Here is a 22,677-nt window from a genome sequence, read left to right as displayed (position 1 = left end):
AAAGCCGGGCGTTACGGCGCCCGGCGATCAAAAGCAGGCACCCATGTCTGATATTTCATACACGTCCTCCCGATCGCCCGGCAGTGCACAGCAGCGCGCGCCGAGCCGCCTCGGCGACGTTCTGTTCGGCGGCCTCGCACGGATTGCCGCGATCGTGACCCTGCTGCTGCTGGGCGGGATCATCGTTTCCCTTATCATTGCGTCGATGCCGACCATCCAGAAGTTCGGCCTCGGCTTCCTGTGGCAATCCGAGTGGGATCCCAACTCGGACATCTACGGCGCACTCGTGCCGATCTACGGCACGATCGTGACGTCGGTCATTGCGCTCGTCATCGCGGTGCCCGTCAGCTTCGGCATCGCACTGTTCCTCACCGAGCTGTCGCCCGTGTGGCTGCGCCGCCCGCTCGGCATCGCGATCGAGCTGCTCGCCGCGATTCCGTCGATCGTGTACGGCATGTGGGGGCTGCTCGTGTTCGCGCCGATCTTCGCCGAATACTTCCAGAAGCCGCTCGGCCATCTGCTCAAGGACGTGTGGGTGCTCGGGCCGCTGACGTCCGGCCCGCCGATCGGCATCGGCATCCTCGCGGCCGGCGTGATTCTCGCGATCATGGTCATCCCGTACATCGCGTCGGTGATGCGCGACGTGTTCGAGGTCACGCCCGTGCTGCTGAAGGAATCGGCATACGGGATCGGCTGCACGACCTGGGAAGTGATGTGGAAGGTCGTGCTGCCCTATACGAAGACCGGCGTGATCGGCGGCGTGATGCTCGGCCTCGGTCGTGCACTCGGCGAAACGATGGCCGTGACGTTCGTGATCGGCAACACGAACCTGCTCGACAGCGTGTCGCTGTTCGCGCCGGGCAACAGCATCACGTCGGCGCTCGCGAACGAATTCGCGGAAGCGCAGCCGGGGCTGCATACGTCCGCGCTGATGGAACTGGGCCTGATCCTGTTCGTGATCACGTTCATCGTGCTGTCCATCTCCAAACTGCTGCTGCTTCGTCTCGAGAAGGGAGAGGGCAAGAAATGAGCGAGCCCATCATGAATTTCCCGGGGCCGGACGGCGCCGTGCTCGAAGCGATGCGCGAGCGCCTGCAGCGCAAGCGCAAGGCCGTCAACGCGATCGCGCTCGCCGCATCGCTCGGCGCCATGGCGTTCGGCCTGCTGTGGCTCGTGTGGATCCTGTACACGACGCTGCACCTCGGTATCGGCGGCCTGTCGCTGCAGCTGTTCACCGAATCGACGCCGGCACCGAACACCGAAGGCGGCGGTCTCGCGAATGCGATCGTCGGCAGCCTGCTGCTGTGCGGTTTCGGCACGCTGGTCGGCACGCCGATCGGCATCCTTGCGGGCGTCTATCTCGCCGAATACGGCCAGAAGAACCTGCTGGCGAGCACGATCCGCTTCATCAACGACATCCTGCTGTCCGCGCCGTCGATCGTCATCGGCCTGTTCGTGTACGCGCTCGTCGTCGCGAAGTCGGGGCGCTTCTCGGGCTGGGCCGGCGTGATCGCGCTCGCGCTGCTGCAGATCCCGATCGTGATCCGCACGACCGAGAACATGCTGAAGCTCGTGCCGAACGCGCTGCGCGAAGCAGCCTTCGCGCTCGGCACGCCGAAGTGGCGAATGGTGCTGAAGATCACGCTGCGCGCGTCGGTGGGCGGCATCATCACGGGCGTGCTGCTCGCGGTCGCGCGGATCGCCGGCGAAACCGCGCCGCTGCTGTTCACCGCGCTGTCGAACCAGTTCTTCTCGTGGGACATGAGCCAGCCGATGGCGAACCTGCCCGTGACGATCTACAAGTTCGCGATGAGCCCGTTCGCGGAATGGCAGTCGCTCGCATGGGCGGGCGTGTTCCTGATTACGCTCGGGGTGCTCGGACTCAACATCCTGGCGCGCTCGGTCTTCTCGAAAAAGTAACGGCGGAGCAATCCGATGAATATGGCAGAGAGCCACCTGAATCCCGTCGAGCGCACCGCAGCGCCCGTCGGCACGCACGACGCGGCGAACGATCGCCCGCTCGCGCCGCTGAACGCGAAGATCGAGGTCAACAACCTCAACTTCTTCTACAGCAAGTTCCATGCGCTGAAGAACATCAACCTGCGCATTCCCGAAGGGAAGGTGACGGCGTTCATCGGCCCGTCGGGCTGCGGCAAGTCGACGCTGCTGCGCACGTTCAACAAGATGTTCGCGCTCTATCCGGAGCAGCGCGCCGAAGGCGAAATCCTGATGGACGGCGAGAACCTGCTGACGACGAAGCGCGACATCTCGCTGCTGCGCGCGCGCATCGGCATGGTGTTCCAGAAGCCGACCCCGTTCCCGATGTCGATCTACGACAACATCGCGTTCGGCGTGAAGATGTTCGAAAAGCTCACGCGCTCGGAAATGGACGACCGCGTCGAGTGGGCGCTCACGAAGGCCGCGCTGTGGAACGAAGTGAAGGACAAGCTGGGCCAGAGCGGCTACGGCCTGTCGGGCGGCCAGCAGCAGCGTCTTTGCATCGCGCGCGGCATCGCGATCCGTCCGGAAGTGCTGCTGCTCGACGAACCGTGCTCGGCGCTCGACCCGATCTCGACGGGTCGCATCGAGGAACTGATCGCGGAGCTGAAGAGCGACTACACGGTCGTGATCGTCACGCACAACATGCAGCAGGCCGCACGCTGCTCGGATTACACGGCCTACATGTACCTGGGCGAGCTGATCGAGTTCGGTGAAACCGAAAAGATCTTCATCAAGCCGGTACGCAAGGAAACGGAAGACTACATCACCGGCCGCTTCGGTTGATGACGGAGAACAACAGCCATGTCGGATAAACATCTGTCGAGCCAGTTCGACGCGGACCTGAATGCCGTGTCGTCGAAAGTGCTGGAAATGGGCGGGCTCGTCGAGTCGCAGATCGTCGGCGCGATGCACGCACTCAACGAATTCGATCGCGATGCGGCCGAGAAGGTGATCGCGGCCGAGGAAACGCTGAACGCGATGGAAGTCGACATCGACCAGGAATGCGGCAACATCATCGCGCGGAGGCAGCCTGCCGCGCGCGACCTGCGTCTTTTGATGTCGATTTCGAAAACGATTACGAACCTCGAGCGCGCCGGCGACGAGGCCGAGAAGATCGCGAAGCGCGTGCGCCGCCTGGTCGACGAGCCGGCCGCGCGCGCGGTCAACATCGCCGAGATCAAGGTGTCGGGCGAGATGGCCGTGACGATCCTGCGCCGCGCGCTCGACGCGTTTGCGCGCCTCGATACGGTGGCCGCTGCGCAGATCGTCAAGGACGACAAGGAAATCGACATGGAATTCCGCGCGTTCGTGCGCAAGCTCGTGTCGTACATGCAGGAAGATCCGCGCACGATCTCGGTCGGCCTCGATTACCTGTTCATCGCGAAGGCGATCGAACGGATCGGCGACCACGCGAAGAACATCGCCGAATTCATCATCTACATCGTGAAGGGCACGGACGTGCGGCACCAGCCGCGCGACACGCTCGACCGCGAAGCCAACAGTTAACGCGACAACGTACAGGAAGAAAAGAGGTGCCGATGCCCAGCAACATTCTCGTCGTTGAAGATGAGCCCGCGATTTCCGAACTGATCTCGGTGAATCTCCAGCACGCCGGTCATTGCCCGATCCGCGCGTACAACGCCGAACAGGCGCAGAACCTGATCAGCGACGTGCTGCCCGATCTCGTGCTGCTCGACTGGATGCTGCCGGGCAAGTCCGGTATCGCGTTCGCGCGCGACCTGCGCAACAACGAACGGACCAAACACATCCCGATCATCATGCTGACCGCGCGCGGCGACGAGCAGGACAAGGTGCTCGGCCTCGAGATCGGTGCGGACGACTACGTAACGAAGCCGTTCTCGCCGAAGGAACTGATGGCGCGCATCAAGGCCGTGCTGCGCCGTCGTGCGCCGCAGCTGACCGAGGACGTCGTGTCGATCAACGGGCTGCGTCTCGATCCGGCCACGCATCGCGTCGCCGCGCATGCGGAAGGCAGCGAGATCAAGCTCGATCTCGGCCCGACCGAATTCCGCCTGCTGCATTTCTTCATGACGCATCCGGAGCGCGTGCACAGCCGCACGCAACTGCTCGACCAGGTGTGGGGCGACCACGTGTTCGTCGAAGAGCGAACCGTCGACGTGCACATCAAACGATTGCGAGCGGCCTTGAAACCGGCCGGCTGCGATGCGATGATCGAGACCGTGCGCGGCAGCGGCTACCGGCTCGCGAAGCACGCGTAACGTATCCGGACATGCCGTGTGCCACGGCATGCCGTTCATTCTTTCGGACGCTGAATCATGAACATCATCTGGGCGCGCTTTCTGGTGTCGCTCGTGTTGCTCGTGCTGATCGGCGTATTGGTCGGCGTCTTTGCCGGCCCGACCGCGGGCCTCGTGTTCGTGGCCGTGATGCTGATCGCGCAGGGCTTTTTCAGCACTTTCCATACGCAGCGTCTGTGGCGGTTGCTCGATGCGCCCGTCTACGGCGAAGTGCCGAGCGCGCCGGGCATCTGGGGCGAGATCTACTACCGTCTGCACAAGCTCGCGAAGCAGTGGCATGCGCAGGTGCGGCAGGTCGAACAGCAGCATTCGCGCTTCATCCAGGCGATCCAGGCCTCGCCGAACGGCGTCGCGATGCTCGACGACCACGACCAGATCGAGTGGTGCAACGCGATCGCCGAGGTTCATTTCGGTCTCGATGCGAAGCGCGACCTGCGCCAGCACATCACGAACCTGGTGCGTCATCCCGAGTTCGTCCGCTACCTGAACGCGCAGCATTATGACGAGACGCTCGTGATGCGCGGCATGGGCGGCGCGCGGCAGAACGTGCTGGCCGTGCAGGTGTTTCCGTACGGCGAGAACCGCAAGCTGCTGCTCACGCAGGACATCACCGAGCTCGAGCGTACCGACGCGATGCGGCGCGACTTCGTCGCGAACGTGTCGCACGAATTGAAGACGCCGCTCACCGTGCTGTCCGGCTTCCTCGAGACGATGCGCGAGCTGCCGCTGAACGAGGAAGACCGCGCGCGTTATCTCGAGATGATGGAGCAGCAGGCGTCGCGGATGCGGCACATCGTCACCGACCTGCTGGTGCTCGCGAAGCTGGAAGGCGAGAGCAAGCCGCCGGTCGATCGCGCGATCGACATGCGCGCCGTGTTCGACCATCTGAAGGAGGATGCGCAGACGCTGTCGAACGGGCATCACGACATCGCGTTCTCGATCGACGAGACGCTCGGCGTCACGGGTGCGCAGACGGAGTTGTTCAGCGCGTTCGCGAATCTCGTCACGAATGCGATCCGCTATACGCCGGACGGCGGCAAGATCGTCGTGTCGTGGCGGCGCGAGGGTGCGCAGGGCGTGTTTTCCGTCACGGACAGCGGCTTCGGCATTCCGGCCGCCGACCTGCCGCGGCTGACCGAGCGCTTCTATCGCGTCGACCGCAGCCGCTCGCGCGATACGGGCGGCACGGGGCTCGGGCTCGCGATCGTCAAGCACGTGCTGCAGCGGCACGATGCGCACCTGTACGTGCAAAGCGAGGAAGGGCGCGGCAGCACGTTCACCGCGCGGTTCCCGGGCTCGCGCATCATCGCGATCCGGCCGGCCACGTACGAGGCATGACCGCGTAACGGCATCCGTCGCTCGTTCGGCGAGGGGCGGCACGCCAGACAAGAAAAAAGCGCAGCCCGCGTATGTGAGCTGCGCTTTTTCATTGGCCGTGCGGCGCGCGATTCGCGCCGCACGGCAGGATCACGAGCAGAACTTCGCGAGCAACCCGAGCTGCGCGTTGCGGATCGTCTTGCCTGCGCGACGCCGGCGGTAGTGACCGTCGCTGAGCATCTGCCAGGCCGACTGGTTGTCGCCGAGGCACACCGACAGGCCTTCGGCGATCACGCGCCGCTTGAGCCTGCGCTCGCGGATCGGGAACGCGACTTCGACGCGGCGGAACAGGTTGCGGTCCATCCAGTCGGCGCTCGACAGATAGACGTCCTCGGCACCGCCCGCGTGGAAATAGTAGATCCGGTGGTGCTCGAGGAAGCGGCCGACGATCGAGCGCACCGTGATGTTTTCCGACAGCCCCGGCACGCCGGGCTGCAGCGCGCAGACGCCGCGCACGATCAGGTCGACCTTCACGCCGGCCTGCGACGCTTCGTACAGCGCGGCGATCACCGTCGGCTCCAGCAGCGCGTTCATTTTCGCGACGACGCGCGCGCGCTTGCCGGCACGCGCATTGTCGATCTCTGCGCGGATCGATTCGATGATGCGCGGATGCAGCGTGAACGGCGACTGCCACAGCTCGTGCAGCGTGAGTTCGCCGCCGATCCCGGTCAGTTGCTGGAATACGTGATGGACGTCCTCGCAGATCTTCTGGTCGGCCGTCATCAGCCCGAAGTCGGTGTAGAGGCGCGCCGTGCGCGGGTGGTAGTTGCCGGTGCCGAGGTGCACGTAGCGGCGCAGCGTCGCCTTGCCGGCCTGCACGACACGCCGCACGATCAGCATCATCTTCGCGTGGCACTTGTGACCGACCACGCCGTACACGACGTGCGCGCCGACGGCTTCGAGCTGCGACGCCCAGTTGATGTTGGTTTCCTCGTCGAAGCGCGCGAGCAGCTCGACGACGACGGTCACTTCCTTGCCGTTGCGCGCGGCTTCCATCAGCGCGTCCATCAGCGGCGAATCGGTGCCGGTGCGGTAGATCGTCTGCTTGATCGCGACGACGCTCGGATCCTTCGCGGCCTGCTGCAGCAGTTCGAGCACGGGCTGGAAGCTCTCGTACGGATGATGCAGCAGGATGTCGCCGTCGTCGATCGCATCGAACATCGTCGGCGCGTTCGCGATCGCGGGCGGGGTCGATGCGGTGAACGGCGCGAACTTCAGGTCGGGGCGGTCGACGAGATCGGGAATCTGCATCAGGCGCACGAGGTTCACGGAACCGGCCACGCGATAGCAGTCCTTGTCGCGGAGTTCGCTTTCCTCGAGCAGCCGCCGCACGATGTGCTGCGGCGTGTCGGCCGACACCTCGAGGCGCACCGCATTGCCGAGGTGGCGCGCGGGCAGTTCGCCCTGCAGCGCGACGCGCAGGTTCGTGATTTCGTCCTCGTCGACGAACAGCTCGCTGTTGCGCGTGATGCGGAACTGGTTGCAGCTCTTCACGACGAGTTGCGGGAAGAGTTCGCCGACGAAGCGCTGCATGAACGAGCTCAACAGCACGAAGCCGTGCTCGAAGCCCGACAGCGCGTGCGGCATGCGCACGACGCGCGGCAGCGCGCGCGGCGCCTGCACGATGCCCATCACGGCCTGGCGGCCGAACGCGTCGCGGCCTTCGAGCTCGACGACGAAGTTCAGGCTCTTGTTCAGCACGCGCGGGAACGGGTGGGCCGGATCGAGGCCGATCGGCGTCAGCACGGGCAGCAGTTCGTCGAGGAAGTAGTGTCGCGCCCATTCGAGCTGCGCGTCGTTCCACGAGTCGGTCGCATGGAAGTAGATGCCTTCCTGTTCGAGCGCGGGCAGCACGGTTTCGTGCAGCATCGTGTACTGTCGATGGACGAGCCGTTGCGCGCGTTCGACGACGAGATCGTAAGCATGCTGTAACGACATGCCGTCGGGCGTCAGCGCGCCGGGGTTGTCGCGGATCTGCTCCTGAAGGCCGGCCATCCGGACTTCGAAGAATTCGTCGAGGTTGCTGCTGGTGATGCAGATGAAGCGGAGGCGCTCGAGCAACGGAACTTGCGGATCGGCTGCCTGGGCCAGCACGCGCTCGTTGAAACCGAGGATGCCGAGTTCACGATTGAGAAGCGGGTAGCGGACGGACATCGGCAGAGTAGGGGGTGATTCAGGCGATGATTCGAAAGGACGCTCGGAAACTCTCACGGTACGATGACGTGCTGATGACAATAATGGTCTTATATCGGCAAATTCTACGCCCTAACCGATTCGTCGCATAAATGTTTCGGGCATATACACTTGAGCAGTGTGCATGCCCGTGAAGCGTGGCAATGGCAAGCGTTCCACGCTTAAAATGTCGCCTTTGATTGATCGCCCTGGGTTGCCGGACCGGCTGCCGTGGGCGAACGCGCACGGAGCCCCAATCTGATGGTTACAACCCCCCACTTGCTGGCTGCCGTGGATCTCGGCTCGAACAGCTTCCGGCTGATCGTCGGTCGCGTCGAGGAAACGTCGGCGGGCAGCCAGATCTATCCCGTCGATGCGCTGCGCGAGCCGGTTCGGCTGGCTGCGGGCCTGTCGAGCGACAAGATGCTCGATCGCGCGTCGCAGGAGCGTGGCTGGGAGGCGCTCAAGCGGTTCGGCGAGCGCCTGCGCGATTTCCATCCGGATCGTGTGCGCGCGGTGGCGACCAACACGCTGCGCGTCGCGAAGAATTCGGCCGAATTTCTCGGCGAGGCCGAAGCGGCGCTCGGTTTCCCGATCGAAGTGATCGCGGGCCGCGAGGAAGCGCGGCTAATCTATGCGGGCGCCGCGCACTCGGTGCCGGCGAGCGCCGGCAAGCGGCTCGTCGTCGACATCGGCGGCGGCTCGACCGAATTCATCATTGGCTCGCACTACACGCCGATCGTGATGGAGAGTCTCTATATCGGCTGCGTGAGCCACAGCCGCACCTTCTTTCCGGCCGGCAACGTCGACGAATACACGATGCGGCAGGCCGAACTCGCGGCCAAGCGTGAGATCCAGATCATTTCGAGCGAGTACAAGAAGGCCGGGTGGGACCAGGCGATCGGTTCGTCCGGCACCGCGCGTGCACTCGCGGAGCTCGTCGAGGCGAACGGCTTCAACGATCCGGGCATCACGCACGGCATTTCGCGCGGCGGCCTCGAGCGGCTGAAGCGCGCGCTGATCAAGTCGGAGAACGTCAACCGGCTGAAGCTGGTCGCGCTGAAGCCCGACCGCGTGCCGGTGCTCGCGGGCGGCCTCGCGATCATGCTCGCGGTGTTCGAGGAGCTCGGCGTCGATTATGTCGATACGACCGACGGTGCGCTGCGTCTCGGTGTGCTGTACGACCTGCTCGGCCGGACGCAACACGAAGACATGCGTGCGGTGACCGTCGAGGGCTTTACGCGCCGCTACGGCGTCGATCGTGCGCAGGCCGAGCGGATCGGCGCGCTCGCGGCGCGTTTCTACGACGAACTCGACGAAGCCGACGACGAAGCGCGCGAGGAAGGCCGGATGTTCCTCGGCTGGGCGGCCGCATTGCACGAGATCGGCCTGTCGATCTCGCACAGCTCCTATCACAAGCATTCGGCCTATATCGCGAGCAACGCGGACATGCCGGGCTTTTCGCGCACCGACCAGGCGCGGCTCGCCGCGCTCGTGCTCGGTCACGCGGGCAAGCTCGGCAAACTGTCGCAGGCGCGCGACGTCGAGTGGCCGCTGCTGTTCTGCTTGCGGCTCGCGGCGCTGCTGTGCCGGCGCCGGACCGATGCGGGGCTGCCGGACATTTCCGTTTCGCAGATGAAGAAGGGCGGGTATGAAGTGCGCCTGCCGAGCGCGTGGGTCGAGCAGAACCCGTTGACCGACTACAGCCTCAGCCAGGAGGCTGCCGAGTGGGAGAAGGTCGGTATCCCGTATCGCGTGGTGTATACCGGCGCGTAACAGGCCGATAGCGGGGCCCGGACGGGCTCTCGGGCGGGGGCGTGCGGTTGCGGCCCTCAGACGTGCCGCATGATCGTTCTGACGCCTGCTCAATCCGACGAGCAGACGATCGCGGTCAGGAACGGGAACGCCTGTTTGACGGTCGCGTCGCTGCCGGCCTTGCGCACGGCTTCCTCCACCGCGCCCTTCGTGCCGCGCACCACGACGCCGTAGGCCCAGTCGCCGATCGGCGTGCCGTCGCCCGGACGGAAGATCGGGTCGTTCGCCTGGTAACCGAGCACGACATAGACGCCGAAGCCGTACGCCGTCAGCGAGCGGTTCGTGCGGAACGCGTTGACCGAGTTCGATTCGACGTGCATCGGCTCCGACTGGATGTCGCCGGCGGCAAGCAGCGGCGCGACGAACTTGTGGCCGGTCGAATGGCAGTCGAGCGCGTCGTCGAGCGCCTTGGCGGACGCGGTGCCGGAGGTCGCGAGCGCGAGCAGCGATGCGCAAAGGGCGATCTTGAGAATGTTGTTTTTCATGCGCAGATGCGGGTTGTTCACGCGCATTATCGCGTGTTCCCGGAAGTGCCGTGCGCGGGCTGCTTGTGCGCGTCGGCAGCCTGCTGACTTGCGGTCGCGATCTGCTGCCTGCGGGTGAAGCGATGCGCCGTGAGCGCCGGGATACGGCAGGGGCCAATGCGTTGCGCCCGGACGCCCCCATTGATCCCTACAATGAACCGGATTACCGCGAGCCGGGAAGCTCGGCGACTGGTTCGAGGACCCAGAAACGGAAAAGGGGCTACGGTATTAACCGTAACCCCTTGATTCCTTTGGTCGGAGCGATAGGATTCGAACCTACGACCCTCTGATCCCAAATCAGATGCGCTACCAGGCTGCGCTACGCTCCGACGAGCCAAAGATTGTATCGTCTAATTACTGATTCGGTCAATCGCGATATGCGGGTAAATGCCGCGGCGGTGAACTGGCCACGATTTGCGACAATTCGTACGATGATCGGCCGGCCCGCACATGTGCGGGGCCGCTTGCCGACGCAAGGAAAACATCATGATGAACCTGATCCTGTGGCGCCACGCCGAAGCCGAAGACTACGCGGCGAGCGATCTCGCGCGCCAGTTGACCGTTCGTGGCCGCAAGGACGCGCAGGCGATGGCCAAATGGCTGCGTGGCCGGCTCGAGTCGAACGCCGTGATCCTCGCGAGCCCGGCGGCCCGCACCGTGCAGACCGTCGAGGCGCTGACCGACCAGTACCGGACCGTCGACGTGCTCGCGCCGGGCGGCGATGTCGACGACGTGCTGGCGGCGGCCGGCTGGCCGGAAGGCATCGCGCCGACGGTCGTGATCGTCGGGCACCAGCCGACGCTCGGCAGCGTCGCCGCGCAACTGATCGCCGGCAGCGACGACAGCTGGAGCGTCAAGAAGGGCGGAATCGTGTGGCTCGCGAGCCGCACGCGTGACGGCGGCCGGCAGGCCGTGCTGCGGGCAGTATTGACGCCGGAACTGGTGTAAAGCAGGCCTGACGGGGATCAACGGGATTCATCATACGGCTTCGCAAGCTTTCTGCTAAAGTCAATTCGGCGACACGTCATTGAAAGGACACGGTCGTGCCACATAACGGTCACGGCCGATTACTACATTGGCGGGCATGTCGCCTTATTCCTTACGACCAGGAAAGCCTAATGCGAGAACTGCCGACGCCTACGCTCCCCTTTGCCTCGCTGCCCCTCGACACGTCGCGGCGGCACCTGCCGCGCGCTGCTGAAACCGTTACATCGGAGTACCGCCTGCGTGCCGCGTGGGCCCGCACGGAAGACGAACTGCGCGAAGCGCAGCGTCTGCGTTACAGCGTGTTCGCCGAAGAGATGGGCGCGCAGGTCAGCGGCCCCTCCGGTCTCGACGTCGATCCGTTCGATGCGTACTGCGACCACCTGCTGGTTCGCGATCTCGATACGCTGAAGGTGGTCGGCACGTATCGCGTGCTGCCGCCGCACGAGGCGGCACGTGTCGGCCGCCTGTACGCCGAAGGCGAATTCGACCTGTCGCGCCTCACGCACCTGCGCGGCAAGATGGTCGAGGTCGGCCGCTCGTGCGTGCACAGCGACTACCGCAGCGGCGCCGTCATCATGGCGCTGTGGGGTGGCCTCGGCGCGTACATGATGCAGAACGGCTACGAGACGATGCTCGGCTGCGCGAGCGTGTCGATGGCCGACGGCGGCCACTATGCTGCGAACCTGTACCAGTCGCTGCCGGCGAACTCGCTGACGGCACCCGAGTACCGCGCGTTCCCGCACACGGCATTGCCGGTCGACGAACTGCAGACGGGCGTCGCCGTGGCGCCGCCGCCGCTGATCAAGGGCTACCTGCGTCTCGGCGCGAAGATCTGCGGCGCGCCGGCCTGGGATCCCGATTTCAACTGCGCGGATTTCCTGACGCTGTTCCGCCTGTCCGACATCAACGCGCGCTACGCCCGCCACTTCCTGGGCTGAGCCATCCGAATCGCGGCGCGCCCGTCCCGGGCGTGCACGAGCAAACGCCGTCGCGCGGCAGCCTGCCGCGCGACGGCGTTCGTGTATTCGGTCAACGTGTGTGTATCCGGCCCTGTTAATTTCGACGATGCGCGGTTCCTGCCGTGCCACGGGATGGCACGTTCGCGAGCGGCCCGGGTTCGACACGGGCCGGACGGCGGGGCGGCTCGCTTAGTGCTTGCGCCGCCAGTCGAGCAGGTGGTGTTCCGCCATCCAGTGGTGGATCATCCCTTCGCCGTCATGGCTGCGCTTGTATTCGCGCGCCTCGAAGTACGACAGCGCGGCCAGCACCATCAGGCCGATGAACAGGCCGATCAGGCCCGCAATTTCCTCAGACGACATGGCAGCCTCCTTTCCACGGCACAGCGCCATGCGTACATAGTAGGTCATGCGCGGCGCGACCCCGAAACCGGATTTCCGCTAGACTCGGCGCGGTCCTGGCGCGCGATGGGCGCGCCGATTTCCGGAGCCATACCCGATGACCCGTTTCATGCTGGCCGTGCTGGCCGCAGCACTTCTCGCCGGCTGCACCAGCGACCCTCGTCAGGCCCGCCGCGGCCACCCGCCGGAAGATCCGGCCGACTATCACGGCGTGCCGACCGACATGACGCCGCCTTCGATGCTCGACGCGCCGCCGCCGAAGCCCGTGCAGTAACGGTCGGCCTGGGCGGCCGTCAGGCGCGTGCGGCGTGCGCGTCGGCGCCGATGCGCCGCAACAGCCCCGGCAGGTAGCGCGCGAGCGTCGCGCCGCGCGCGGCCATGAACAGCAGCAGTGCGAACCAGAGGCCGTGATTGCCGAATGTGCCGACGGCGGCGAGCGTGGCCGCGATGAAGATCGAGAACGACACGACCATCGCGCGCATCAGCGATTGCGTCTGCGTGGCGCCGATGAACACGCCGTCGAGCAGAAAGCCCCAGACGGACACGATCGGCGAGATCGCGGCCCACGGCAGGTAGCGCAGCGCGACCGCGCGGATCTCGGCCTGATCGGTCAGCCGCGCGACGATCCAGCCGCCGCCGGCCCAGTAAACGAGCGCGAACAGCAGCGCGCCGAGCGTCGACCAGAACAGCGTGACGCGCACGGCTTGCCGGAATGCGCGGCGGTCGCGCGCGCCGGCCGCCGCGCCGACGAGCGCCTCGGCCGCATGCGCGAAGCCGTCGAGGCCGTACGCCATGAAGGTCTGGAAATTCAGCAGCAGCGCGTTCGCCGCGAGCGTCGCGTCGCCCTGTTTCGCGCCGAGGTGCGCGAACCAGCCGAATGCGCCGAGCAGGCACAGCGTGCGCAGGAAGATGTCGCGATTGAGCGCGATCAGCCGCTTGAGCGCCGCGCGGTCGGCGAGCGCACGCGCGGCGATTGGCCCGAGGCCGCGCGGCCGTAGCCGCCACAGCATCCACGCGCCGAGCGCGAAGCCGCACGCGTCCGCGGTGGCGGTCGCGGCGCCGATGCCGGCGATGCCCCAGCCGAAGCCATACACGTAGAGCAGCACGGCGCCGATGTTCACCGCATTGATGAACACCTGCGCGACCAGCGCGAGCCGGACGCGCTGCACGCCGAGCAGGTAGCCGAGCACGACGTAGTTCGCGAGCGCGAACGGCGCGCTCCAGATCCGCGCGTGGCTGTATGAAAGCGCCGTCGCGCGGACGGCATCGCTGCCGCCGAGCGCGGTCAGCGCGAACGACAGCAGCGGCACCTGCAGCGCGAGCACCGCGGCACCGAGCGCGAATGCGACGATCAACGCGCGCAGCAGGTTCAGGCGGATGCCGGCATCATCGCCGGCGCCGTGCGCCTGTGCGACGAGGCCGGTCGTCCCCATCCGCAGGAAGCCGAAGCCCCAGAACACGAAATTGAAGAACAGCCCGCCGAGCGCGACGCCGCCGAGATACTGCGCGCCGTCGAGGTGGCCGGCGACGGCCGTGTCGACGGCGCCGAGGATCGGCTGGGTCAGGTTCGCCAGGACGATCGGGAAGGCGAGCGCGAGGACGCGCCGGTGCGTGACGGTGGCCGAACCCGTGCCGGCCCCGTGCGGTAACGCGGATTCGGACATGGCGGACGCGTCAGGCGCGTTCCTGCACGCAGACCCATGGCGACACGACGACCGCCCACAGCTCCGGGTTGCGCGCCGCGTAGTCGGCCGCGGTTTCGGCCGGCATGCGTGCGACGAGGCCGGCAGACAGCCAGCGCGTGACCTGTTCGGTTTCGTCGCCGGCGATCGCTTCCGCGACGCTGACGAGATCGAGGTCGCGCGCGACGGACAGCAGCTTGCCCTGCGCGAAGAAGCGCTCGAGATCGCACCAGTCGATCTTGGCGGTCTCGCCGAGGAGTTTGGCGTAGAGCGGGCTGTGCGACGCGCCCGCGGCGGATTGGCGTTCAGAGGACATCGGTTTTTTGGAAAGACTGCGTGGCGCCACTATAAACCATCCGGCCGGCGGCCCGAGCGGGGGGGCGGGCGGCTACGCGTCGCGCAGCGCGCGGCGCACGATCTTGCCGGTCGCGGTCATCGGCAGGCTGTCGACGAACGCGATCGCGCGCGGATACTCGTGCGCGGCGAGGCGTGTGCGTACATGTGCCTGCAATGCGCTGGCGAGCGCATCGTCGCCGACGTGGCCGGGGTTCAGCACGACGAACGCCTTGACGATCTCGGTGCGCGTCGCGTCGGGTACGCCCACGACGGCCGCCATTCGCACCGCCGGATGCGTGAGCAGGCAGTCCTCGATCGGGCCCGGGCCGATCCGGTAGCCGGCGCTCGTGATCACGTCGTCGTCGCGGCCGACGAAGCGCACGAAGCCGTCGGTGTCGATTACGCCCGTATCGCCGGTGAGCAGGTAGTCGCCCGCGAACTTGTCGCGGGTCGCGCCGGGATTGCGCCAGTATTCGACGAACATCACCGGGTCGGGGCGGCGCACCGCGATGCGGCCTTCGACGCCGGGCGGCAGCGGCGTGCCGTCCGCGTCGACGATCGCTACCACGTGACCGGGCACCGCCTTGCCGATCGCGCCCGGTTGCGCATCGAACAGCGCCGCACACGACGACAGCACCATGTTGCATTCGGTCTGCCCGTAGAACTCGTTGATCGTCACGCCGAGCGCGTCGCGTCCCCAGGCCGTCAGCTCGGTGCCGAGCGATTCCCCGCCGCTCGCGACCGATTTCAGCGACAGCGCGTAGCGTTCGCGTGGTGCCGCGACGGTACGCATGAGCTTCAGCGCGGTGGGCGGCAAGAATGCATGGGTCACGCCGTGCCGTGCCATCAGCGCGAACGCCGCGTCGCCGTCGAATTTCTCGAAGCGGCGGGCGAGCACGGGCACGCCGTGATGCCAGGACGGCAGCAGCACGTCGAGCAGGCCGCCGATCCACGCCCAGTCGGCGGGCGTCCAGAACAGGCGCGCATCGCGCGGGAAGCATTGCTGCGACATCTCGACGCCCGGCAGGTGGCCCAGCAGCACGCGATGCGCGTGCAGTGCGCCTTTCGGTTTGCCGGTCGTGCCGGACGTATAGATGATCACCGCCGGATCGTCGGCGGCCGTATCGGCCGGTTCGAAGTCGGGCGTTTCGGCGGCCAGCGCCGCGTCGTAGCGCAGCACGCCCGGCGCGTCGGGCGCATCGTCGCCGACGCAGTAGACGGTATGCAGTGCCGGCAGTTGCGCACGCAGCGGCGCGATTTTCGCGTAGCCGGCCGCGTCGGTGACGAGCGCGGATGCTTCGCTGTTCGCGAGCCGGTATTCGAGCGCATCGACGCCGAACAGCGTAAAGAGCGGCACCGCGATCGCGCCGAGCTTGTATGCGGCGAGATGCGCGATGGCCGTTTCGGGGCCCTGCGCGAGAAAGATGCCGATCCGGTCGCCGCGTCGCAGGCCGGCGCGCGCAAAGCTGTTCGCGAGCCGGTTAGAAGCATTCCTCAGGTCGTCGAACGTGAGTCGAATCACGTCGCCTTGCGCGGTTTCGTGGATCAGCGCGAGGCGCCCGCTGCCGTCGGCCCATTTGTCGCAGACGTCCACGCCGATGTTGTAGCGGGCCGGAACGGCCCAGCCGAAGCGGGAGAGCAGGTCGTCGTAGCGGTCGGCGGCGGGCAGCATCGCTTAGTCTCCTGGGTGTCGAACGTGGCGTCGGGCGAACGGATTACATCAGGGTTTCATGTAGACGAATCGACAATGGTGACTGCTGATAGGGAATGTTCGGGCTCGTCCGATAGTCACGGCTCAGTGCACGATTCCACAATGACGCATAAGATCACGACACAACAGTGATAGGACCATGGATTTGCTTCTGATTGCTGCGGGGTTCAGCCTGATCGGAATCGGCGCGTTGGTGGCGTTTGCCCGTCACGTCGATCCGCTGTCCGGCCGGTTTACCGGCCGTCTGCGCAAGCGCTGATTCGACCTTCCCGATTTTGCCCGAGACGGCACGCGATGCGCATCGGCATCGCGCGCCGGCTGTCGCGCGCTCAGCGCGCGGGCAGGTAGCGTGACGGATCGATCGAGCGACCGCCGTAGCGCAACTCGAAATGCAGCGCGACGCGATCGCTGTCGCTGTTGCCCATCTCCGCGATCGACTGCCCCTGCGTGACCGACTGGCCTTCCTTCACCAGCAGCGCGCGGTTGTGCGCGTATGCGGTCAGGTAGTCGGCGTTGTGCTTCAGGATGATCAGGTTGCCGTAGCCGCGCAGCCCGTTCCCCGCATAGACCACGACGCCCGGCGCAGCCGCGATCACCGGCGTGCCCGGCGAGTTCGCGATGTCGATACCCTTGGATTTCGAGCCGTCGAACGTGCGGACCACATTGCCGGCCGCCGGCCAGACCAGCGAAATGCTCGTGGCCGGCTTGACGGCCGATTCGACCGGCGCGGAAGGCGCGGGGCGGGCGCGACCCGCGCTGCCGGTGCCGGTGGTCGACGGCGTCGATGCGGTGGTCGTGCCGGGCGGCGGCGCGACGCGCAGCACCTGGCCGACTTCGATCGCATCGGGGTTCGTCATCTGGTTCCAGCGCACGATGTTCTGCACCGACGTGCGGTTGTCGCGCGCGATCTTGTAGAGCGTATCGCCGCGCTCGACGCGATAGAACCCGGGGCCGACAGGCGCGGAGCCGCACGCGACGAGCAGGGCGGCGCAGGCGGCTGCGAAGAGTCGCTTCGTTGTTGTTCCGAACATTGAACCTCGCAAGACCCTGCCGCGCACGACGCGGCAGGCAACTCAAAACGTCCGATTTTAACGGGTTCGACCCGCGCACCGCAGTTTGGGGCCTTGGTCGAGGTCATCGCGCGCCGTTTCGGCGCGCCCGTTGTCAGCCTGCGAGCGGGATCACGCGAATCCGCAGCGTGGCCGATTCGGTCGCGCCGGGCGCGAGCATGCGCAGCCCGAGGCCGTTGTGGATCGCATCCGGCAGGCCGAGCCACGGCTCGACGCAGTAGAAGTCCGAATCCGGCTTTTCGGTCCAGGTCGTGACCGCGTACCACGGGATCGAGCCCGGCACGTCGAGCGCGATCTCGATCGTACGGCCGCGGCCCGGCATCACGATGCGAACCGGCGCGGACGGCTTACCGTCGAGGCAGTGGAAGCGATCGAGGATGTCCGGATCGTCGAGGCGGTAACGCGTTTCACCGGGTTCGAGCGGGCTGATCGAGCCGTCTGCGCGTTGCTGGCAGATGCGAGTCGGCGGCAGCTCGAGTGTCGTGTCGGCACGTTCGCCGTGCGGCAACGCGAAATAGAAGTGGTGGCCCGCGTAGTAGGGCAGCGGTGTATCGCCGCGATTGGTCGTCGTGAGCGCGACTTCGAGCGTATGCGCGTCGGCCAGCCGGTAGGTCGTTTCGAACCGGAAATCGAACGGGTAGCTCGCGCGCAGCGCATCGTTCGCGTCGAGCGTCATCGACAAGGCGGCGCCGTCGGCCGACGGATGCGCGGCGAACGGCAGGTCGCGCGCGAAGCCGTGCATCGGCAGGTCGCGGACCACGCCGGCGGCGTCGCGCCAGCGGCCGAGTTCGCCGTCGACGCGGTGGCGGCCGAGGAACGGGAACAGCAGCGGATTGCCGCCTCGCACGCGCGCGAGGTTGCTCCAGTCGGCCGTTTCCGGCCAGAAGATGACTGGTTCGCCGTCGACGTGCCATGACAGCAGGCGGCCGCCGAATTGCGGGGCGACCCGGACGAGCGACGGGCCGGCGTGAAGTTCGTGAATGTCGTGTTGCTGGAAGATCGGCATGGCGAATCGGGTTGGGCGGGTGGACGGGACACGGCGCGCTCCATTATCGGGCCGCGGCGGGTCGGGGAAAACCCTTCTCGGGAAATTGCGAGTTTTTAACACTGCCAACGGTCTGGATAATGCGTCTAAACCGGTGATGTTGCCGGGTCATGACACTTCGTGGAGGGGGCCATGGATCTGGCAATGGCAATGGGACTCGCACTGTTCGGCATGTTCACCGGCAGCACGGTATTATTTTTCTATCAGCTCGGCCGCTGACGGCAATTCCTGCCGGAGTCGAAAGGCCCGCCATGCAAATGGCGGGCTTTTTGCTTTCTGTGCGCTTACAAATTGCAAGCGTTTGTGTGCATTGCCGCAATATCCGGCCAAATGCCTTGGCGCAGTAATCCTGGCTCGGCATAATCGGGGCGCGTTTTTTCGGACGCGCATTGCGTCGTCCGTCTTTCTTCCCGCTTAATCTCCACTAAAAGGACCGACGCGTGAGTCTCTGGTTTCTGGTATTCCTGAGCGTCCTGCAGGGCGTCACCGAACTCTTCCCCGTCAGCAGCCTTGGCCATACGCTGCTCGTGCCGGCGCTGTTCGGCATGCATATCGACAAGCACGCGCCGCAACTGCTGCCGTTCCTCGTCGCGCTCCATCTCGGCACCGCGCTGGCGCTGCTGTGGTACTTCCGCGCGCGCTGGGTCGCGCTGATCGGCGGTTTCTTCGCGCAGCTCGGCGGCCGCAAGAACGACGACGGGCACCTGATGTGGGCACTGATCATCGGCACGATCCCGACCGGCATCGTCGGGCTGCTCCTCGAGAAGCGCATCGAACGCGTGTTTCACGACCTGCGGATCGTCGCGATCGCGCTGATCGTGAACGGCGTGCTGCTGTGGCTCGGCGATCGCATCCAGCGCAGTCGCGCGCATCAGGCGCCCGAGAAGATGACGTTCAAGCAGGCGTTCTTCGTGGGCCTCGCGCAGATCGGCGCGCTGATTCCGGGCTTCTCGCGCAGCGGGCTGACGATGATCGCCGGCAATGTCGCCGGGTTGACGGCCGAGAAGGCGGCGGAGTTCTCGTTCCTGCTCGGCACGCCGATCATCTTCGCGGCGGGCGTGCTCGAACTGCCGAAGCTGTTCCATGCGCGCGACCAGCTCGCCGATGCGCTGCTCGGCGGCGTGCTGACGGCGATCGCCGCGTACCTGAGCGTGCGGTTCCTGATGCGCTATTTCGAAGGGCGCGGCCGGCTCGCGTCGTTCGGCGTGTATTGCGTGATCGCCGGCGTGTTCTGTCTCGGCTGGTTCATGCTGCATCCGCAGCCGGTTTGATGCCGCGATGGCCGGTCTCGCGTGATGTGACGCGATGATCGGGTATAATTTCGGGCTCGGTTCATGCCGGGCCCGTTTTGTTTCGGGGCGTTGAGTTGGGTGGTGCTGTTGCCGCTGTCGTTGCCGTTACTCAAAACCCCGCGCCAAATGCGGTCCGCGTCAGGCCGTGTCTTTTCTCCTCGACCGCCCTTAGCTCAGTCGGATAGAGCAACGGCCTTCTAAGCCGTAGGTCACACGTTCGAATCGTGTAGGGCGGGCCAGAACTTCCTGAAAGATCAACGAGTTGCGAATTGGGCGCACTGCTGGGTTGCACTTCGATCAGCACGCGGAACTGCACTCGCTGTGCTCGGAGTGTGCTCGCATTCTAACGGTCATCCCAGCCTCCCCCCAAGCGATGATTCATGCACGAGTGATGGCGGGATAGACCCACACGTGCCGCTCGACGTTATCGAAGAAGATACCAGCGCCTGTGTTGTAGTCTTCCGTTAGCTTTCTAAGTTGTTCTGCATCGCTTTCAAACACTGTGAAACTGTAGCGCTGCGCGATATTCACTCGCGTCAGTGTCGTGGCTACCTTTAGAGTCAATACATATTGCCCAGGTAGCCAGCGGGCGTTACTGCGGTTGAAGAGCTCAATCAGCGGCGTGACTACAGCATCATCCGCCAGTACGCCTCGGTTGTCCCCGGACGGCCGGGCTTGCAGCTTTTGGTTTATGTTTGCTCTGAGCGCATATTCGAGTTGACGATATTGCTGCTCATTCTCTCGTGACCACAAAGCGAGGAAATTCGTGATGTTGGCCCATTCGCTGTGTGAACTGAGGGTAAACGGGGTGAAGAGTAGCGCCAGCGCTGGTGTCGCCTGTAGGTAGGTTCGCGCTGGCAGTACATATTCCACACCACCGTCCTTGCTGATCGATGCGGTTATCGATGAAATACGAACGTCTCTACCACCAACATTTCTGACGATAAAGTGCGCTTGGAGAATCGGGTTGCCTACCTTGTGGGATAGCGCGATCCGGTCGTACAACTCAAGCTCTAACTTCGGCGGTCGCAGCCAGCGCCACAGAAGCGGCCCGACAGAAAAGGCCAGCGCCACGAACGCGACGGCGAAACTCCAGAATGTCCAATCGCGGTAGAACGGGACTGCGGAGACTGCGCTGGCGACGGCAGCAGGTTCGGGCATGTTCCCCTCCGGGAATGTGCTTGTTCTGAACTTTCACCATCATACCCACGAGGCCACGGGGACGAGTAGGTCGGGTTCAAATTTGCCCGGCTCATCCAGTGTGGCACTGTTGCGAACGATGGATAACAACGGTGCGCGGCGACGCCGGCAGTCGCTTTTCGACCCGCTGGCAAAGAACCGGCACAACCGGCGACGCGCCGATGTATGATGATTCGTGCTGCGTAAACGACGGCGAAACGTTAATACGGGGACGTGCGAAACGCATGGCAAGCTCTGATACCAAGACTCAACTCACCATTGAACAGATCGAAACCCGGCTTGCGGCGCTTCGACCGGGGCAGGTCAATCCCGGCCATTGGGCGCTAGTTGCCCAAAATGCGGAGACATGGGCAAAAGAAGTTTCGGTCGGGCCGTTTTGGTCTGAGGCGGAGAGGCGATTGTCCCACTGGCGCACAGAGTACCGGCAGGTACATGGTGGCGATCTGCTAGGACACATCGGTGGATTGCCGCCATTTCAGTCAAAGTCTGAGTTGAGCATTAAGGACAAAGTGATTCGCCGTTGCAAGGGGGATTTGGAGAAGGCGGTAATGCTCTTCCCCGAAAGTCGTCCGGCTGTGCCACAAATGTCCGACCTCGTGAGAACGCGAGTTCAGTGTCGTTATATTGACGGAGTCGAATTCCTTGCGACGAAGTTTGTCGAATTGGCAAAGGAGTTGGGTCACGAGTGCGAACGTGATAGACAGGGCAAGCTGGAGGGTTATTTTGCCCAGCACGTCACGGTTAAATACGATGTCTTATATCGAGTGTTAGGGCACCCTCAAGCCTGCACCGTTTCGATTGAAATCCAAGTGGCGTCCGAACTGGCGACTCGCATGTGGGACGCCACTCATGGCTTGTACGAGATCGACAGAAGTGATGACGACGCGCCTCGTCCGCAGGAATGGCAGTGGCAGCCAAGCGACCCAAGATTTATCTCCAATCAATTGGGACACATGATGCATCTTGCTGATGGCTTGCTCGTCCATTTGCGCAATGTGTCGAAGGTAGGGCAAAAGAAATGACCACGATAGACGAACAACTTAACGCATTGACACAGTTCATGCCGTTGGAGGAATTGCGCGGACGAATTGCTGCTGCGGCTGCGTGGCTGGGGCGAGACGCAGAATTGCTAATTCCAAGTACGTCGATTGGAGCAGACGGCGTTATTTTGTCATCGATTGTTCTCATAGCCGGTGACATGATCGCAGAGATTAATCTTAAAGGTCGCTACGACAACTTCGATCTGATGAAGTTGGTGGTCTTCAACATCCGAGTAACGTTAGATGTACATGAGGTGGCTGCTGGTGAGGGAGTGATTGCCAAATACCACATCGCGACAGTCGCGCTTCAGCATACATCGAGTACGGGATTCGGCACTTTGCTAACCTACGCTGGGGTAGAGCCGCCAAACCAGTGGCTCAATTCAGTGAAGGCAGCATTCCCTGTCGGGCGGCTGGCTATGCCAACGTGAGCGGATGGCCCGTGTTGTGCCCAAGGCCAGCATCACGTTCCGCCGTCCATTGGCAGACTGAACTTTGCTGCGCTTATCTGCGCGGACTCACGCCGCCCGCTCGCGCTTGCGTTCCCCCCGTGCACCGGTGTGCATGTTTCTCTAGCGGAGGCCGGCAGCGGGTGGTGGTTTCGCAGTTTATTCAGTCGCCGGTGGCCGGTCTTCGTCCGCCACTCTGCCTTTTGCCCGCAGCAGCTTCAATACCGACTCTCGGTCATCGTAGAAGTCTTCGAGAACGCGCTGGGCATATTGTCGGGCGGCGGCAACGTCGTCCGCGCTCACGGGTTCCCAAGCTTCGTGAAGCACGTTGACCTGAGA

22 protein-coding genes and 2 tRNA genes are annotated in these 22,677 nt (G+C 64.7%); 14 read left to right on the top strand and 10 right to left on the bottom strand.

Going from position 1 to position 22,677, the window contains the following annotated elements; genetic code table 11:
* Positions 1-43: 43 nt before the first annotated feature.
* Genes pstC through phoR form a run of 6 tightly spaced genes read left to right on the top strand, consistent with a single transcriptional unit; the run spans position 44 to position 5,618 of the window.
* Positions 44-1,030: a phosphate ABC transporter permease PstC gene (gene pstC, locus KVT39_RS04390; protein WP_034183282.1), complete on the top strand. Its 987-nt coding sequence runs from the start codon at positions 44-46 to the stop codon at positions 1,028-1,030.
* The gene (pstA, locus tag KVT39_RS04385; RefSeq protein WP_105392992.1) at positions 1,027-1,920 is read left to right on the top strand and encodes a phosphate ABC transporter permease PstA; all 894 of its coding nucleotides are present in this window, start codon (positions 1,027-1,029) and stop codon (positions 1,918-1,920) included. The genes pstC and pstA overlap by 4 nt, the downstream gene beginning before the upstream one ends.
* A gap of 15 nt (positions 1,921-1,935) precedes the next feature.
* Complete coding sequence (gene pstB, locus KVT39_RS04380; protein WP_034183284.1) at positions 1,936-2,784, top strand: phosphate ABC transporter ATP-binding protein PstB; 849 nt, start codon at positions 1,936-1,938, stop codon at positions 2,782-2,784.
* Positions 2,785-2,802: 18 nt separating this feature from the next.
* Entirely contained in the window at positions 2,803-3,507 is a 705-nt protein-coding gene (phoU, locus tag KVT39_RS04375) for a phosphate signaling complex protein PhoU (protein WP_034183285.1), read from the top strand.
* Positions 3,508-3,539: 32 nt separating this feature from the next.
* On the top strand, positions 3,540-4,241 hold the full coding sequence (gene phoB / locus KVT39_RS04370; protein WP_027787869.1) for a phosphate regulon transcriptional regulator PhoB: 702 nt from the start codon (positions 3,540-3,542) through the stop codon (positions 4,239-4,241).
* Positions 4,242-4,298: 57 nt separating this feature from the next.
* Entirely contained in the window at positions 4,299-5,618 is a 1,320-nt protein-coding gene (gene phoR / locus KVT39_RS04365) for a phosphate regulon sensor histidine kinase PhoR (protein ID WP_034183286.1), read from the top strand.
* A 129-nt stretch (positions 5,619-5,747) separates the two neighbouring features.
* On the opposite strand, the gene ppk1 is transcribed toward phoR, so the two are convergent.
* Complete coding sequence (ppk1, locus tag KVT39_RS04360) at positions 5,748-7,811, bottom strand: polyphosphate kinase 1 (protein ID WP_034183287.1); 2,064 nt, start codon at positions 7,809-7,811, stop codon at positions 5,748-5,750.
* Positions 7,812-8,090: 279 nt separating this feature from the next.
* Between ppk1 and ppx the strand changes: the two genes are divergently transcribed.
* Complete coding sequence (gene ppx, locus KVT39_RS04355; RefSeq protein WP_034183460.1) at positions 8,091-9,605, top strand: exopolyphosphatase; 1,515 nt, start codon at positions 8,091-8,093, stop codon at positions 9,603-9,605.
* An 89-nt stretch (positions 9,606-9,694) separates the two neighbouring features.
* On the opposite strand, the gene KVT39_RS04350 is transcribed toward ppx, so the two are convergent.
* Positions 9,695-10,129 (bottom strand): hypothetical protein, encoded by a 435-nt coding sequence (locus KVT39_RS04350; RefSeq protein WP_105393004.1) that lies wholly within the window; start codon positions 10,127-10,129, stop codon positions 9,695-9,697.
* Between the two features lie 291 nt (positions 10,130-10,420).
* A tRNA-Pro gene (locus tag KVT39_RS04345) sits at positions 10,421-10,497 on the bottom strand.
* 157 nt (positions 10,498-10,654) lie between these two features.
* Between KVT39_RS04345 and sixA the strand changes: the two genes are divergently transcribed.
* Entirely contained in the window at positions 10,655-11,116 is a 462-nt protein-coding gene (gene sixA, locus KVT39_RS04340) for a phosphohistidine phosphatase SixA (RefSeq protein ID WP_034183462.1), read from the top strand.
* Between the two features lie 170 nt (positions 11,117-11,286).
* On the top strand, positions 11,287-12,093 hold the full coding sequence (locus KVT39_RS04335; RefSeq protein ID WP_034183288.1) for a GNAT family N-acetyltransferase: 807 nt from the start codon (positions 11,287-11,289) through the stop codon (positions 12,091-12,093).
* A gap of 210 nt (positions 12,094-12,303) precedes the next feature.
* Here KVT39_RS04335 and KVT39_RS04330 read toward each other — a convergent pair whose 3' ends face one another.
* Positions 12,304-12,474 (bottom strand): hypothetical protein, encoded by a 171-nt coding sequence (locus tag KVT39_RS04330; protein WP_174419115.1) that lies wholly within the window; start codon positions 12,472-12,474, stop codon positions 12,304-12,306.
* A gap of 136 nt (positions 12,475-12,610) precedes the next feature.
* On the opposite strand from KVT39_RS04330, the gene KVT39_RS04325 reads away from it, so the two are divergent.
* Positions 12,611-12,787, top strand: coding sequence for a hypothetical protein (locus tag KVT39_RS04325; RefSeq protein ID WP_165948090.1), 177 nt, complete (start codon positions 12,611-12,613; stop codon positions 12,785-12,787).
* A 19-nt stretch (positions 12,788-12,806) separates the two neighbouring features.
* On the opposite strand, the gene KVT39_RS04320 is transcribed toward KVT39_RS04325, so the two are convergent.
* The 5 genes from KVT39_RS04320 to KVT39_RS04300 all read right to left on the bottom strand — a co-directional run bounded on the left by KVT39_RS04320 (position 12,807) and on the right by KVT39_RS04300 (position 18,318).
* Positions 12,807-14,177: an MATE family efflux transporter gene (locus KVT39_RS04320; RefSeq protein ID WP_217587981.1), complete on the bottom strand. Its 1,371-nt coding sequence runs from the start codon at positions 14,175-14,177 to the stop codon at positions 12,807-12,809.
* 10 nt (positions 14,178-14,187) lie between these two features.
* Positions 14,188-14,511, bottom strand: a complete 324-nt coding sequence (locus KVT39_RS04315) for a DUF2288 domain-containing protein (RefSeq protein ID WP_105392990.1) — start codon at positions 14,509-14,511, stop codon at positions 14,188-14,190.
* 72 nt (positions 14,512-14,583) lie between these two features.
* Positions 14,584-16,203 carry an acyl-CoA synthetase gene (locus tag KVT39_RS04310; RefSeq protein WP_217587980.1) on the bottom strand — a complete coding sequence of 540 codons (1,620 nt, stop codon included), beginning with the start codon at positions 16,201-16,203 and terminating at the stop codon, positions 14,584-14,586.
* Positions 16,204-16,571: 368 nt separating this feature from the next.
* Positions 16,572-17,273 carry a peptidoglycan DD-metalloendopeptidase family protein gene (locus KVT39_RS04305; protein WP_034183293.1) on the bottom strand — a complete coding sequence of 234 codons (702 nt, stop codon included), beginning with the start codon at positions 17,271-17,273 and terminating at the stop codon, positions 16,572-16,574.
* Positions 17,274-17,406: 133 nt separating this feature from the next.
* Positions 17,407-18,318: an aldose epimerase gene (locus KVT39_RS04300; RefSeq protein ID WP_217587977.1), complete on the bottom strand. Its 912-nt coding sequence runs from the start codon at positions 18,316-18,318 to the stop codon at positions 17,407-17,409.
* A gap of 479 nt (positions 18,319-18,797) precedes the next feature.
* Between KVT39_RS04300 and KVT39_RS04295 the strand changes: the two genes are divergently transcribed.
* Both KVT39_RS04295 and KVT39_RS04290 read left to right on the top strand, forming a co-directional pair.
* Complete coding sequence (locus tag KVT39_RS04295; RefSeq protein WP_034183295.1) at positions 18,798-19,628, top strand: undecaprenyl-diphosphate phosphatase; 831 nt, start codon at positions 18,798-18,800, stop codon at positions 19,626-19,628.
* 183 nt (positions 19,629-19,811) lie between these two features.
* Positions 19,812-19,888, top strand: a tRNA-Arg gene (locus KVT39_RS04290).
* Positions 19,889-20,027: 139 nt separating this feature from the next.
* Here the strand turns inward: KVT39_RS04290 and KVT39_RS04285 are convergent.
* A complete protein-coding gene (locus tag KVT39_RS04285; protein ID WP_217587975.1) occupies positions 20,028-20,810 on the bottom strand; it encodes a hypothetical protein in 783 nt (260 codons plus the stop codon).
* Between the two features lie 131 nt (positions 20,811-20,941).
* On the opposite strand from KVT39_RS04285, the gene KVT39_RS04280 reads away from it, so the two are divergent.
* The gene (locus KVT39_RS04280) at positions 20,942-21,871 is read left to right on the top strand and encodes a hypothetical protein (RefSeq protein WP_217587972.1); all 930 of its coding nucleotides are present in this window, start codon (positions 20,942-20,944) and stop codon (positions 21,869-21,871) included.
* On the top strand, positions 21,868-22,320 hold the full coding sequence (locus KVT39_RS04275; RefSeq protein WP_217587970.1) for a hypothetical protein: 453 nt from the start codon (positions 21,868-21,870) through the stop codon (positions 22,318-22,320). Before KVT39_RS04280 ends, KVT39_RS04275 begins: the two co-directional genes overlap by 4 nt.
* Positions 22,321-22,677: the final 357 nt, after the last annotated feature.

It is taken from the genome of Burkholderia sp. GbtcB21, from assembly GCF_019091065.1.
In the GTDB taxonomy this organism is placed as follows: Bacteria; Pseudomonadota; Gammaproteobacteria; order Burkholderiales; family Burkholderiaceae; genus Burkholderia; species Burkholderia pyrrocinia_C.
The sequence above is the reverse complement of the archived record's forward strand: the minus strand, read 5'-3'. Positions and strand labels throughout refer to the sequence as shown.

Excerpts from the sequence above, each read along its gene's own strand:
- KVT39_RS04350 (WP_105393004.1), bottom strand. The coding sequence starts at position 10,129 with ATGAAAAACAACATTCTCAAGATCGCCCTTTGCGCATCGCTGCTCGCG.
- KVT39_RS04275 (WP_217587970.1), top strand. The coding sequence starts at position 21,868 with ATGACCACGATAGACGAACAACTTAACGCATTGACACAGTTCATGCCG.
- KVT39_RS04325 (WP_165948090.1), top strand. The coding sequence starts at position 12,611 with ATGACCCGTTTCATGCTGGCCGTGCTGGCCGCAGCACTTCTCGCCGGC.
- KVT39_RS04315 (WP_105392990.1), bottom strand. The coding sequence starts at position 14,511 with ATGTCCTCTGAACGCCAATCCGCCGCGGGCGCGTCGCACAGCCCGCTC.
- KVT39_RS04305 (WP_034183293.1), bottom strand. The coding sequence starts at position 17,273 with ATGTTCGGAACAACAACGAAGCGACTCTTCGCAGCCGCCTGCGCCGCC.
- phoB (WP_027787869.1), top strand. The coding sequence starts at position 3,540 with ATGCCCAGCAACATTCTCGTCGTTGAAGATGAGCCCGCGATTTCCGAA.
- ppx (WP_034183460.1), top strand. The coding sequence starts at position 8,091 with ATGGTTACAACCCCCCACTTGCTGGCTGCCGTGGATCTCGGCTCGAAC.
- ppk1 (WP_034183287.1), bottom strand. The coding sequence starts at position 7,811 with ATGTCCGTCCGCTACCCGCTTCTCAATCGTGAACTCGGCATCCTCGGT.
- KVT39_RS04310 (WP_217587980.1), bottom strand. The coding sequence starts at position 16,203 with ATGCTGCCCGCCGCCGACCGCTACGACGACCTGCTCTCCCGCTTCGGC.
- pstB (WP_034183284.1), top strand. The coding sequence starts at position 1,936 with ATGAATATGGCAGAGAGCCACCTGAATCCCGTCGAGCGCACCGCAGCG.
- sixA (WP_034183462.1), top strand. The coding sequence starts at position 10,655 with ATGATGAACCTGATCCTGTGGCGCCACGCCGAAGCCGAAGACTACGCG.
- KVT39_RS04285 (WP_217587975.1), bottom strand. The coding sequence starts at position 20,810 with ATGCCCGAACCTGCTGCCGTCGCCAGCGCAGTCTCCGCAGTCCCGTTC.
- KVT39_RS04320 (WP_217587981.1), bottom strand. The coding sequence starts at position 14,177 with ATGTCCGAATCCGCGTTACCGCACGGGGCCGGCACGGGTTCGGCCACC.
- KVT39_RS04300 (WP_217587977.1), bottom strand. The coding sequence starts at position 18,318 with ATGCCGATCTTCCAGCAACACGACATTCACGAACTTCACGCCGGCCCG.
- KVT39_RS04335 (WP_034183288.1), top strand. The coding sequence starts at position 11,287 with ATGCGAGAACTGCCGACGCCTACGCTCCCCTTTGCCTCGCTGCCCCTC.
- pstA (WP_105392992.1), top strand. The coding sequence starts at position 1,027 with ATGAGCGAGCCCATCATGAATTTCCCGGGGCCGGACGGCGCCGTGCTC.
- phoU (WP_034183285.1), top strand. The coding sequence starts at position 2,803 with ATGTCGGATAAACATCTGTCGAGCCAGTTCGACGCGGACCTGAATGCC.
- phoR (WP_034183286.1), top strand. The coding sequence starts at position 4,299 with ATGAACATCATCTGGGCGCGCTTTCTGGTGTCGCTCGTGTTGCTCGTG.
- KVT39_RS04330 (WP_174419115.1), bottom strand. The coding sequence starts at position 12,474 with ATGTCGTCTGAGGAAATTGCGGGCCTGATCGGCCTGTTCATCGGCCTG.
- pstC (WP_034183282.1), top strand. The coding sequence starts at position 44 with ATGTCTGATATTTCATACACGTCCTCCCGATCGCCCGGCAGTGCACAG.